At 50.2% G+C, this 13,025-nt stretch carries 11 protein-coding genes; 5 read left to right on the top strand and 6 right to left on the bottom strand.

Going from position 1 to position 13,025, the window contains the following annotated elements:
- The first annotated feature begins 27 nt into the window (after nt 1–27).
- The 4 genes from ACNQ0T_RS11245 to ACNQ0T_RS11230 all read left to right on the top strand — a co-directional run bounded on the left by ACNQ0T_RS11245 (nt 28) and on the right by ACNQ0T_RS11230 (nt 7,294).
- Nucleotides 28–1,650: a type I restriction-modification system subunit M gene (locus ACNQ0T_RS11245; protein ID WP_045621209.1), complete on the top strand. Its 1,623-nt coding sequence runs from the start codon at nt 28–30 to the stop codon at nt 1,648–1,650.
- The gene (locus ACNQ0T_RS11240) at nt 1,640–2,938 is read left to right on the top strand and encodes a restriction endonuclease subunit S (protein WP_045621207.1); all 1,299 of its coding nucleotides are present in this window, start codon (nt 1,640–1,642) and stop codon (nt 2,936–2,938) included. Before ACNQ0T_RS11245 ends, ACNQ0T_RS11240 begins: the two co-directional genes overlap by 11 nt.
- A gap of 96 nt (nt 2,939–3,034) precedes the next feature.
- Complete coding sequence (locus ACNQ0T_RS11235; protein WP_417930037.1) at nt 3,035–6,298, top strand: type I restriction endonuclease subunit R; 3,264 nt, start codon at nt 3,035–3,037, stop codon at nt 6,296–6,298.
- Nucleotides 6,299–6,361: 63 nt separating this feature from the next.
- Nucleotides 6,362–7,294 carry a hypothetical protein gene (locus ACNQ0T_RS11230; protein ID WP_045621204.1) on the top strand — a complete coding sequence of 311 codons (933 nt, stop codon included), beginning with the start codon at nt 6,362–6,364 and terminating at the stop codon, nt 7,292–7,294.
- 59 nt (nt 7,295–7,353) lie between these two features.
- Here ACNQ0T_RS11230 and tssD read toward each other — a convergent pair whose 3' ends face one another.
- Genes tssD through ACNQ0T_RS11215 form a run of 3 tightly spaced genes read right to left on the bottom strand, consistent with a single transcriptional unit; the run spans nt 7,354 to nt 8,720 of the window.
- Nucleotides 7,354–7,845 (bottom strand): type VI secretion system tube protein TssD, encoded by a 492-nt coding sequence (gene tssD, locus ACNQ0T_RS11225; RefSeq protein ID WP_045621202.1) that lies wholly within the window; start codon nt 7,843–7,845, stop codon nt 7,354–7,356.
- The gene (locus tag ACNQ0T_RS11220; protein WP_045621201.1) at nt 7,846–8,358 is read right to left on the bottom strand and encodes a hypothetical protein; all 513 of its coding nucleotides are present in this window, start codon (nt 8,356–8,358) and stop codon (nt 7,846–7,848) included.
- Entirely contained in the window at nt 8,358–8,720 is a 363-nt protein-coding gene (locus tag ACNQ0T_RS11215) for a tlde1 domain-containing protein (protein WP_045621199.1), read from the bottom strand. Before ACNQ0T_RS11215 ends, ACNQ0T_RS11220 begins: the two co-directional genes overlap by 1 nt.
- 241 nt (nt 8,721–8,961) lie before the next feature.
- Between ACNQ0T_RS11215 and ACNQ0T_RS11210 the strand changes: the two genes are divergently transcribed.
- On the top strand, nt 8,962–10,233 hold the full coding sequence (locus tag ACNQ0T_RS11210) for a DUF445 domain-containing protein (protein WP_171932810.1): 1,272 nt from the start codon (nt 8,962–8,964) through the stop codon (nt 10,231–10,233).
- Here ACNQ0T_RS11210 and ACNQ0T_RS11205 read toward each other — a convergent pair.
- From ACNQ0T_RS11205 to ACNQ0T_RS11195, 3 genes are read right to left on the bottom strand one after another with little or no spacing between them, the layout of a single operon-like run.
- Nucleotides 10,230–11,306 (bottom strand): DUF2955 domain-containing protein, encoded by a 1,077-nt coding sequence (locus ACNQ0T_RS11205; RefSeq protein WP_126502853.1) that lies wholly within the window; start codon nt 11,304–11,306, stop codon nt 10,230–10,232. The two genes, ACNQ0T_RS11210 and ACNQ0T_RS11205, sit on opposite strands and share 4 nt — an antisense overlap.
- A complete protein-coding gene (locus ACNQ0T_RS11200) occupies nt 11,296–12,363 on the bottom strand; it encodes an HlyD family secretion protein (RefSeq protein WP_088581776.1) in 1,068 nt (355 codons plus the stop codon). Before ACNQ0T_RS11200 ends, ACNQ0T_RS11205 begins: the two co-directional genes overlap by 11 nt.
- Nucleotides 12,360–12,830: a MarR family winged helix-turn-helix transcriptional regulator gene (locus ACNQ0T_RS11195; protein WP_022646938.1), complete on the bottom strand. Its 471-nt coding sequence runs from the start codon at nt 12,828–12,830 to the stop codon at nt 12,360–12,362. The genes ACNQ0T_RS11200 and ACNQ0T_RS11195 overlap by 4 nt, the downstream gene beginning before the upstream one ends.
- Between the last annotated feature and the right edge of the window lie 195 nt (nt 12,831–13,025).

Genomic DNA, 13,025 nt, shown 5'->3' with positions numbered 1-13,025 from the left:
GCCAAATTTTTCCTGAATGAGTTCATCATGGCCAAAGCACCAACAAAAAAAGCCAAAGCAAAGAAAGGCTTTGAAGACACATTATGGGATACCGCGAACCAGCTTCGCGGTAGCGTTGAATCCTCCGAGTACAAGCACGTGGTACTGAGCCTCGTGTTCCTGAAATTTATTAGCGATAAATTTGAGTCTCATCGTAAGAAAATGCTCGCCGATGAAGAGCAAAAAATGTTTGTTGATATGGAAGTGTTCTATCAGCAGGACAACATCTTTTATTTGCCGGAAGAGGCCCGCTGGTCATTTATCAAAAATAATGCCAAGCAAGGCAACATCGCCGTTCTGATTGATACCGCCCTCTCCACCATTGAGAAGAACAACCCGACGCTGAAAGGCGCGCTGCCAGATAACTACTTCAGCCGTCAGGATCTGGAGACCAAGAAGCTGGCATCGCTGATCGACACCATCGACAACATCGAAACGCTGGCGCACGAAACCGACGTTGAAGCGCTGTCGAAAGAAGACCTGGTCGGCCGCGTGTACGAATACTTCCTTGGCAAGTTTGCCGCCACCGAAGGCAAAGGCGGCGGTGAGTTCTATACGCCAAAATGCGTGGTGACGCTGCTGACCGAAATGCTCGAACCGTTCCAGGGCAAAATCTATGACCCGTGCTGCGGCTCGGCGGGGATGTTTGTCCAGTCGGTGAAGTTCGTTGAAAGCCACCAGGGGAAAAGCCGCGATATCGCCCTGTACGGTCAGGAACTGACAGCCACTACCTTTAAGCTGGCGAAGATGAACCTCGCGATTCGCGGCCTGTCCGCCAACCTTGGCGAACGTCCTGCGGATACCTTCTTCAGCGATCAGCACCCGGATTTAAAAGCCGACTACATTCTGGCAAACCCGCCGTTTAACCTGAAAGACTGGCGTAACGACGCCGAGCTGACCAACGATCCGCGCTTTGCAGGCTACCGCACGCCACCAACCGGTAACGCCAACTACGGCTGGATTTTGCATATGCTCTCCAAGCTGTCGGCCAACGGCACCGCCGGTTTTGTGCTGGCGAACGGTTCGATGAGCTCCAACACCAGCGGCGAAGGCGAGATCCGCGCGCAGATGATCGAAAACGATCTGATCGACTGCATGATCGCCCTGCCCGGCCAGCTGTTCTACACCACCCAGATCCCGGTCTGCCTGTGGTTTATGACCAAATCGAAGGCGGACGACCCCGCCAAAGGCTACCGCAACCGTCAGGGTGAAACGCTGTTTATTGATGCGCGTAATCTCGGCACCATGATGAACCGCACCACCAAAGAACTCACGGCGGATGATATCGCCACCATCGCAGATACTTACCATGCGTGGCGCAGCACGCCGGAAGAGCTGGCCGAGCGTGTTAAGCGTGGTGACAGCAAGCTGGAGCAGTACGAAGACCAGGCCGGGTTCTGCAAGGTTGCCAACATTGAAGAGATCAAGGCTAATGACTATGTGCTGACACCGGGCCGCTACGTCGGTGCCGCCGAGCAGAAAGATGACGGCGTGGCGTTTGAAACCAAAATGCGCGAGTTGTCGCAGACGTTGTTTGAGCAGATGAAGCAGGCGGAAGAGCTGGATAGAGCGATTCGTCAGAACCTGGAGGTGTTGGGTTATGGGGAATAAGTGGACAGAATGTGAATTAGGCGTTTTTATTGAGCTTAAACGTGGTTACGATCTTCCTAAAAGCGCTCGAAACGAAGGCAGCATCCCAATAATTTCCTCATCGGGTTTTACTGATTACAATGACAAACCAATGGTTAAGGGGCCAGGGGTAGTAACAGGTCGATACGGAACAATCGGTGAGGTTTTCTATTCTGAAGAAGACTTTTGGCCTTTAAATACAACACTTTATGTTGTTGATTTTAAGGGGAACGATCCGTTATTTGTGTACTATCTTCTTCAAACAATATCATATGCAGACTATACAGATAAAGCCGCAGTACCAGGGATAAACAGGAATCATCTGCATAAAGCCAAAGTTAAAGTACCTATTTCTCTGGAGATACAACAAAAAGTGGCTGCCCAGCTATATCAATTAGAGAAAAGAGTCACGCTTGGCAAGCAAATCAACCAAACCCTGGAACAAATGTCCCAAACCGTGTTTAAATCTTGGTTTGTGGATTTCGACCCGGTGATTGATAACGCGCTGGATGCGGGAAACCCAATCCCGGAAGCGCTGCAATCTCGCGCCGAAATGCGTCAAAAAGTACGCAAAAGTGCAGATTTCAAACCACTTCCGGCGGATATTCGTGCACTATTCCCGGCTGAATTTGAAGAAGCAGAGTCGGGCTGGGTTCCTATGGGGTGGAAAGATGGATCACTTCCTGATATAGCTTTTATAAATCCCACGTCATGGGGAACCAAGAATCAGCCTAATTATGTTAATTATGTAGATCTTTCTAATGCAAAAGATGGAATAATCAGCTCCATTGATAAAATATCATTTAAAGAAGCGCCAAGCCGAGCAAGAAGAATATTAAAAAAAGACGATCTAATCTTTGGTCTTGTTAGACCTGCAAATAGATCGTTTGCATATGTACATATTGATGGTTTAACTGGTAGTACTGGTTTCGCTGTGATCAGAGCGAAAAATACAATTTATAAAAATTTCATTTATTATTTTGTTACCTACGACAAAAACGTTGAAGAACTGGCAAGAATTGCAGATGGCGGCGCATATCCGGCAATTAAGCCTGATGATATATGCTCTTTACCTTTAATAATCCCATCAGAGGAGATCGTTCAGAGGTTTGATGAGTTAACAAGCAATTTTAGATACCTGATGAATAATTCATTAGTTCAAAACGACTTTCTAACCGCCCTCCGCGACACTCTGCTCCCCAAACTCATCTCCGGCGAGCTGCCCCTGGAGGATCTCCCCGACCTCATCAAACAAACAGAAGCCGCATAACGCATTTTTGCCCCTGTAAAATCAGGGGCTTTCTGGTAAGGTTTTCTCTTATTACAGGAATCCTTACCAGAAAACCAGCCAGGGCCGGAGCGGGATATGCATCTCTCATTCAGTGAAACGAAGTTAGAACAAGCAATAATTGAACTGCTACAGGAGCAGGGTTACCAGCACCTGACAGGCGACAATGTGCCGCGTTCCAGCCTCGATCAGGTGATAATTGAAGACGATCTTCACCACTATCTCGCATCCCGCTATCAGGCTGACGGTATTACGGAAGACGAAATCCAGCGGCTGATTAAACAGTTGACCACCCTGCCCGCTTCCGATCTCTACGAAAGCAATAAGATCTTTTGCACCTGGCTGGCTAATGGCTTCCTGTTTAAACGCGACGATCGTCAGCAGAAAGATCTCTATATCGAACTGCTCGATACCCGGCACCTGCCCGCCGCGCTGCGTAAGCTATTCGATAGCGAAGAGGTACCACTGCAACAGGCGGCTGAAACGCCTGCAAGCTATCTTATCCAGCCGTTGAACCGCATTAAGATCGTTAATCAGCTGACCATCACCGGCAAAGAAAACCAGCCGCGCATTCCGGATGCCATCCTGTATATCAACGGCCTACCGTTAGTGGTGTTTGAATTTAAAAGCGCGGTGCGAGAGCAGGAAGTCAATATTGGTGATGCGTATAAGCAGCTATGCACCCGCTATCGTCGCGATATTCCGCAGCTGTTTATCTATAACGCGCTGTGCATCATCAGCGATGGCGTGAATAACCGCATGGGCAACCTGTTCGCGCCGTATGAGTATTTCTACTCCTGGCGCAAAGTCACTGGTAATGAAAACCGAGAGCAGGATGGCATTCCTTCCCTACACTCAATGATTCAGGGACTATTTCACCCGGTACGCCTGCTGGATGTGATTAAAAACTTTATCTGCTTCCCGGATAAAGCCAAACACGAAGTGAAAATCTGCTGCCGCTATCCGCAGTACTATGCCGCGCGCAAGCTCTACTACAGCATTGAGCGAGCGCGTAAACCTTACGGTAACGGTAAAGGCGGCACCTACTTTGGCGCCACGGGCTGCGGTAAGAGCTACACCATGCAGTTCTTAACACGTCTCCTGATGAAAAGCGTCGAGTTTGCCAGCCCGACCATCGTGCTGATCACTGACCGTACCGATTTGGACGATCAGCTCTCCACGCAGATGTGTAATGCCAAAAATTATATCGGTGACGATACCGTGGAGCCAGTCACCAGCCGCGACGATCTGCGAGAAAAGCTTGCCGGTCGTAATAGCGGCGGCGTCTTCCTGACCACCATCCATAAATTTACTGAAGACACCGAATTGCTCTCCGAGCGAAACAACGTCATTTGTATCTCTGACGAAGCGCACCGCAGCCAGGTCAATCTGGATCAGAAAGTGATCGTCGATAAAGAGAGCGGCAAGGTACGCAAGACCTGGGGGTTCGCCAAATATCTGCACGACTCGCTGCCAGCGGCCACCTATGTCGGTTTCACCGGGACGCCTGTAGACGCTACGCTGGATGTCTTCGGCGCGGTAGTGGACAGCTACACCATGACCGAATCCGTTCAGGATGAGATCACGGTACGCATCGTCTATGAAGGCCGTGCTGCAAAAGTGATCCTGGATGCCAGCAAGCTGGAAGAGGTAGAGAAATATTACGAAGAGTGCGCTAACGCGGGCACCAATGAGTGGCAAATCGATGAAAGTAAAAAAGCCAGCGCTACCATGAACGCGATCCTCGGTGATGAGGATCGCCTGAAGGCGCTGGCGGAAGATTTTGCCAAACACTATGAAAAACGCGTCGCTGAAGGCTCAACGGTGAAAGGTAAGGCAATGTTTGTCTGCGCCAGCCGGGAAATTGCCTGGGATTTGTATCGTCAGTTAAAAGACTGTCGTCCGGCGTGGTTTGAGGTCAAACAGGCCCCTGAAGGGGTTGTGCTTACCGAGCAGGAGCAGAAAGAGCTGCCACCGTCCGAAATGGTCAAGATGGTGATGACGCGAGGTAAAGACGATGACGCCAAACTGTACGACCTGCTGGGCAGCAAAGAGTATCGTAAAGAACTGGATAAACAGTTCAAAAATGCAAAGTCGAATTTCAAAATCGCTATTGTGGTCGATATGTGGCTCACCGGTTTCGACGTCCCGGAACTGGACACTATCTATATCGATAAGCCGCTGCAAAAACATAACCTTATCCAGACCATATCCCGTGTTAACCGCAAGCTGGAAGGAAAAAGCAAAGGCCTGGTGGTGGACTATATCGGCATCAAGCGCCAGATGAACCAGGCACTGGCGATGTATTCCCGCATTGATGCCACCAACTTTGAGGACATTCAGCAGTCGGTCATTGAGGTAAAGAATCATCTCGACCTTCTGTCGCAAGTTTTCCACGATTTCGACAGCCGCGCTTACTTCACAGGAGAGCCTCAGGCTCAGCTGGCATGTTTGAATCTGGCGGCAGAATTTGTCTTGCGTACCCAGAAAATTGAACGTCGATTTATGGGGCTAGTGAAGCGCCTGAAGGCAGCCTACGATGTCTGCTGCGGCAGCGAGGCGCTATCGCAGCCAGAGCGAGATCGTATCCATTTCTATCTTGCCGTGCGTTCCATCGTCTTTAAGCTGACCAAGGGTGATGCTCCTGACGTTACCCAGATGAACGCCCGTGTGCGAGAGATGATTTCTGACGCATTAAAGGCAGATGGCGTGGAAGAGCTATTTTTCCTGGGCGATAAGAAAGCGGAATCGATCGATATTTTCGACGAGGATTATCTGGCGCGTATTAATAAGATCAAGCTGCCCGCAACAAAGATCCAGCTCCTGCAGAAACTGCTTGAGAAAGCCATCAGCGACTTTAAAAAAATTAACCAGCTTCAGGGGATCAACTTCACCCGTCGCTTCCAGTCCATCATGGATAAATATAACGAGCGCCGGGAAGACGACGTGCTGAATGGTGAAGAGTTTGATCACTTCAGTCAGGAAATGACTGACATTATCTATGATATTAAAACCGAAATGGGCACTTATGCAGATTTGGGGATTGATATCGAAGAGAAAGCGTTTTATGACATCCTGGCACACATGCGTGACAAGTATCAGTTTACTTACGAAGACGACAGGATGCTGGCGCTGGCAAAAGAGATGAAAGCAGTCGTTGATAACACGTCGAAGTATCCAGACTGGAGCAAACGTGATGATATCAAAGCCAAACTAAAAGTTGAGTTGATTCTTTTACTGCATAAACATAAGTTCCCTCCTGTAGCAAACGACGAGGTCTATCTGGGCGTACTGATGCAGGCAGAGAATTTTAAAGAAAATATGGGATCGATAAAAATGTAATATGTCAAATGATTTTGGCAAAGTCTGTTCTTCCAGTGCAAAAAGAATTATAAGGAGCATATTATGGCCGAAGGATTAAAAATGTTTTACGCGCGTGATGAGCGCAATGTACACTCCCGCATTCCTGTAGAAGATATTAAAGAGAGTAATAGAGAGGGGCTGATATGTGAGTTCTGCCCCGCTAAAATCAGCTGGGTCAAGGCGCACAAACGTAACGGCAAGAACATTTCAGCGTTTTTACGTTTACAGAAAAATGAGGAACATGCATTCAATTGCAAAAACAGCGTCAAATCAGCGATTACTTCGCTTGTAGCCCATTCACAAAATATTGAAGACGGAAAACTTCTCCTCGAAGCGCAAGATTCAGGTTTTATCTTCCGAATGAATGTCCTTATTGAAGCCAGTGCCGCTCTAAGAAAAGCCACTTTAAGATTGGAAGAAGAATCCGATCCGGAAGAGAAAGCACGCAAGCGAATTCGATATAAGAAAACAGAAAAGCATCTCGCTGATTACTTTAACACGGCTGCAGGCATTGCCAAAATCAGAGCAAAAATAGAGGAAAGCAGCGATAAGAAAACACTCTCTGACCTGGTAAAGATAGATTATAACGGCAAGAAAATTAGCTGGAATGACTTTTTCTATGATGAAGACCGTTATCCCATTCTTTTTAAAAAGGCCGCAAAAATCGCTCATCCTGTCGCAATTCTTATAACGGTTAAAAAAGCGCGAGAACACATTAATAATGAAAGGAATAATTTCTTCGCCCTCAAAGGAGAGGTATGCACACTGGAGCACGAGGATAAAAGCAAAGAGTTTTTCGCGCCAGGTTTAACTTGTAACGATGCTACCTTTTTTGAAAACCTCGAACCAAAAGACGAGATTATTGTTGTCGGTAAAGTACGCCCAACAACAAACCACTGGGGTGAAGGGAAAACCTATAAGAATTTGAACTTTACTATTTTTAACAAAAAACAAATCACACGGTTAACAGATTGAAATACATAAGTTATTACACTCTGGCAACGGGAAACCATTTGTCTCCCGTTGCCAGTTAATCAAGCCCCTAACCGATAATCCCAGTCATCCGAATGAATAACGTTACCGTCACGGTAATGCCAGGTAATCTTTTCATAACGAAGCAAAACAAGCTCAAGATGCCCCTGTTTTTCATGGTAAGTCTCTTTCACGTCATGCATTAATGAAAACACCGTGACGACCTTCACCGCTTCCAGCGTTATCGTGAAATAGATTTCTTCCTGACCGGCATCATTGATTCTGTACAGGTCGATAGTCGCTTTCCTGAGCGTACCGCCCGTGCTGAGTGCTTTATAGAGAAAAACGCTGGAGGCATCAATTTCTTTCTCAATAAGAAAGGGACGATGCTGGCGTTTGCTCAATGCTCTGCCGTTGTGCAGGTCAGAATTATAGCTTACGTTATGATAGAGACCCAAAACCTCAATCTGGTTTTCACGGCCTTTAACTTTCACGCTGCCTTTTATGCTATTGCCCGCATCGTCAGTTAATGACATATATCCCGGAATGGCCATTTACATATCCTTATCGAATGGAACAGAGTGTTCAACAGTGGCGATCATAACGGCGAGACATCTTTTACCCGGCGGGCTTTTTATTTTGAACATCTCCCTGATTGAATCCACAAAAAGCTTATTACTCTCAGCCTCCGTTTCGGGGAAATTCGCAAACGCGCAAATTTGTTCAACAGTGAGTAACGGTTTATTGTTATTTAAGATTGCCAGGACACCTTCAGGGTTATGTGGGATGGCTTCAGAAAGCGCCGCCTTTAAATCTTCAGCCGTACTGGCGTCCACTCCGGGTTCAAGGGCACTCGCCACGGCTAACCATGCCTGAGTTCCTTTACTTATCTCTGGTATGACATGATTCCACCATTCCGACTCACCCGTATCATTTGAATCCAGCTCCGCTACAACAGACATGGCGCCTTTGCCGTTTATCATCTGCAAGATCTGTTCAGGAGTGTGGTTTTTGGCAAATAAACCCATCGGTAAACACAAGAAGAATAGCGCAATAATATACTTCATTATCGCACCACCAGTATTGTATCACCCGATTCATAAATCATATGACGTTTGTCCTGACTGTTCATAATGATGCAACCTGCTGATGCAGAGCCTGGCGGCTGGCCTTTTTTATCACCATGAATTTGAAAATGATCTCTACCAAAGGTATTGGTCCCCGCTATAGGCTCAAGAATAATGGCCTCTGCACTTTTATGATTATTCCACCCGGCAATAAAATAAATACCTCTGGGAATGGGGCCTCTGTTTCGTTGACTTTCACACTCTGGCTTATCTTTCGATTCACCCGCACCGCTGTAGCAGTTAGCAACAAACTCACCATTATGGCTCAATACCCCCGTCGAAACTTTATAATCCCATGTCATCAATACCGTCTCCTTTCATAAATAGTCCTTTATCTTATGGCTAATAAGAGCGTTAAAATCACAACGATGGTCACAAAACATGACGTCCAAAATAAACAAGCACAAAAAATATAGAAAAATTAATAATAGATAATTTTGATGTATATAATTTTTATATAAAAGCCGTGTGTTCAGGCAGAGATTACGTCTCCCCCTTTCACCAGCTTTGCACTTTTGGTTCACTTGCCTCTATCCTTACCCCATGGAAAAAATAGCTGAACTCAAACGCGCCAAGCTTCTCGCGCTGTCGCTGCTGCTGATTGCCGCTGCGGCCTTTATCACTACCCTGTTCCTGCCGCAAACCTTCTGGGTACGCGGCGCAAAAGCTATTGCCGAGGCGGCGATGGTCGGCGCGCTGGCGGACTGGTTTGCCGTTGTCGCGCTGTTCCGCCGGGTGCCAATTCCCGTTATCTCGCGCCATACGGCGATTATCCCGCGCAATAAGGACCGCATCGGCGACAATCTTGGCCAGTTCGTGCAGGAAAAGTTTCTGGATACCCAGTCGCTGGTCGCATTAATTCGCCGCTACGAGCCGGCCCAGATGATTGGTGCCTGGTTCAGCAAGCCCGACAACGCCCAGCGCGTCGGGCTGCATCTGATGCAGGTGATGAGCGGTTTTCTTGAGCTAACTGACGACGGGCGCATTCAGCGCCTGCTCAAACGCGCGGTGCATAAGGCTATCGACAAGGTCGATTTAACCGAGACCAGCGCCGTCATGCTGGAAAGCATGACCAAAAACAACCGTCACCAGGTGCTGCTGGACGCCATCATCAACCGTCTGATTACCCTGATTCAGCGCGAGAGCACGCGGGAATTTATCTCTGACCAGATCGTCCACTGGCTGAAGACCGAGCATCCGCGCAAGGCGATGGTGCTGCCCACCGAGTGGCTGGGCGATCAGAGCGCAGAGATGGTGTCGAACGCGGTGAACACGCTGCTGGATGATATCAGCCACGACCGCACGCACCAGATCCGTCGGGCATTTGACCGCGCCACGCTGAAATTTATCGACAACCTGAAAAACGACCCGGAGATGACGGCCAAAGCCGACAATATCAAGCACTATCTGAAGAATGATGAAGCATTTAACCGCTACCTGGGTGAAATGTGGGCTGACCTGCGCCAGTGGCTGAAAAATGACATGCAGAGCGACGATTCCCGCGTGAAGCAACGTATCGCCAACGCCGGGCTGTGGTTTGGTGAGACGCTGTCGAATGATGCCAGCCTGCGTGCGTCGTTGAACGAGCATCTGGAGCAGGCCGCGCACCGCGTCGCGCCGGATTTTGCTGCGTTCCTGACGCGTCATATCAGCGACACGGTGAAAAGCTGGGACGCCAAAGATATGTCACGCCAGATAGAACTCAATATCGGTAAAGATCTTCAGTTCATTCGCGTAAACGGTACCCTGGTAGGCGGAACGATTGGCCTGATCCTGTTTTTACTTTCTCAGTTGCCCGCCGTGCTGGGGCATTAATCCGCTTTTGGCGGCGCGATAACGTAGCGCGTCGCCTCGAAGCGGTTCAGGATCAGGTGCACCAGAAAGACCATCGTCAGCGTGACCACCAGCGCGAAGGTAACGGAGGTGATGCGGTACAGATCGCTGAACACCAGATCGCTGTCCGGATGCATGTTTTGCCCGAACATAATGCCGATGGTGGTAATGCTGGAAAATCCCACCCCGGCCCCGACCTTCTCCATCACGTGCAGGCGCGCGCCAAATGCCAGCCCGAGGCCGATCAGCGGCATCATCAGCAGCATATGGCTGCTGTGATCGTACAGAATAAGCTGAACGACGAGGATATAGAGACAGCCCAGCACCACGCCGACCACGCGCCAGATGGAGCTCATGACCGCGCCGCGGTAGTGCATCGGGAACAGGATCAGAATGCCCGCCATCAGTGCCGAGAGCGAATCGCTTAAGTCGCTCATCTGAAATACCACGAAAATCAGCGTCGCCACGGTGCCGGAGAGCAGCGACTCGTGGCGCACGCGGGCATCGTCTTTCTCTATCAGCGGCGGCGGCTTACGTGGCTCCACGTCCGGCAGCAGGTAATTCATCAGCGCGCTCAGACACACCGCCATCACGCTCGCTTCAATGTTGGAGAACAAAAGCGTGTGCCAGTTGGTGGTGGGGTAGCTCATAAAGTTGAGCATTACGCTCTGGCACACCACGCCCATCGAACCGAACAGAAACAGCGGCCCCTTGCTCATAAAACGAAAGCGCATCACGTACAGGGCAAAGACCACCAGCGTCATAATGACCGGCCATTGCGACAGAAAGCCGATGATGATCACCATTTCGACGCAGTTGAGCGATGCGCTGAAGACAAACTGCTTCGCCACGTGGCGGTTAAACACCGGCACCAGCGACAGCAGCATGATCGGGTAGACCACAAAAAACACGCCGTAGCTGGTGTTGTAGAAGCTCGAAATACTGAGCGCAATCATCCCGGCAAAGACAATGCGCAGGGTCTGGCGGAAGTCGTTTGCCGTGTAGACGATGTTGCCGTGCGGGGTAAATACCCGCGCCAGGGTGCTAATAGACATAGTGAAGCAGGCTCACCAGATGGATTTGCATCCCGGAGAAGAAGCGCGCAAAGGGCCCTTCGCTGTTGTAGAGCTGCACGGTGGCGCGCGCGCCGGTCGGCAGCGACTTCGGTAAGGCTTCGTCCAGCGCCACGTGAATGCGCATTCGCTGGGCATCGCGCACCCAGCGGTTAGAGGTTTCCGGTTCAGAAAGTTGACCGTTAACGGCTTCCTGACCGGCGAGGATCCCCGCGTCACTGCTGGTCACGTGGGCGCGGAAAACCCGTCCCGGAAAGGCGTCAAACACCACGGCGGCGTCGGTCCCCTGGTGGGTATGACGCAGGCTCTTCTCGCGGAAATCCGCCACAATATCCGTCTGCGTATTCACCAGCGCCAGCGCTGCCGAACCGGACGAGGCGTAAAAACCGGGGCTTAATTGCAGATTACTCACCGTGCCGTCCGCCTCGGCGTAGACCTTCGTCCAGCCAAGATTCAGCTCCGCTTCATCCAGCGCGTTACGGTATTTTTGCAGCGTCACGTTACGGTGTTCATTCCGCTCGCCGCGCTGAATGCGCAGGTTATGAATATTCGCCTGAATCGAGCTGACGGACTGCTCGCTGCTCTGCCAGGTAGTGCGGACCTTATCCAGATCCGCCTGCGACACGTTCTGCAGGGTGCTCAGTTTCTGGTAGCGGTCGAAAGTCACTTTGTCGTTACGCGCGGTCAGCACGGCGGTCTTCAGGCTGGCCTGCGCGGCGGCGATCTGCGCGTCCAGTTGTTCGTTGGAAAGGCGAGCCTGCTCAAGCGCGATCTGCGCCGCTTCCACTTTATTGCGAAACGGGGTGTCGTCGAGCTCAAACAGCAGATCGCCTTTCTTCACCTGGCTATTGTTGTGGACATGGACCGCCGCCACATAGCCGGAGACACGGGCAGACACCGGCGTCACCACGCGCATCACGGTGGAATCCGGCGTCAGCGGGATCCAGATATCCGCGACGATAAAGTAGACAAACATCAGCAGGAAAGAGGCAATACTTACCCTTACCCAGCGGGCAAACTTTTGTTCAGGAGTCATTATTTTTCGGTCTTGTTATCTTCTTCGCGGATTGTCCGCAAATTGCAGGCGATTTGATTCAGGGTGGCGCTGAAAATGTCGAGATGTTCAGGCGCGATGTTTTGCGATACGCGCGTCTGAAGCGTCTCAATTACCTGGGTGAGCCTGTTAAGTACAGCTTTTCCCTCAGGCGTCAGCGTCAGAAGCCGGATGCGCTTGTCATACGGCGAGACGGTGCGCAGCAGGTAACCCTGTTTTTCCAGCTGTGTCAGGGTGCGCATTAGCGGCGGCAGTTCAATGCCCTGCACCTCCGCCAGCTCACTCACCGAGACGTTATCCCCGAGCTGATGCAGCTGCATCATCACCGTCCAGCTCGACTGGGTTAACCCAGTATCGAGAATGGCGTCGTCAATGACGGCACGCCACTGGCGCACGATCATCGCCATCCGCATGCCCATCGGCCTGCGGCTAAACAGTTCTTCTTCACTCATGGGGAAACCTCTCGTCACACGCGGTCACGATAATAGTTATCAGGGTAAGTATCAAGAAACGAGAAGTTAAAGCGCAGGAATTGCGAAATGAGATTCTCCCTCTCCCTGTGGGCTGAGGGTTCCCCACAAATTAATGCGAGCACTGAGCAATCCCCTCGCCCCTCCGGGGAGAGGGTTAGGGTGAGGGGAACATAC

The sequence above is a fragment of the Enterobacter cloacae complex sp.6700776 genome (assembly GCF_048284255.1).
GTDB classification, from domain to species: Bacteria; Pseudomonadota; Gammaproteobacteria; order Enterobacterales; family Enterobacteriaceae; genus Enterobacter; species Enterobacter intestinihominis.
The sequence above is the reverse complement of the archived record's forward strand: the minus strand, read 5'-3'. Positions and strand labels throughout refer to the sequence as shown.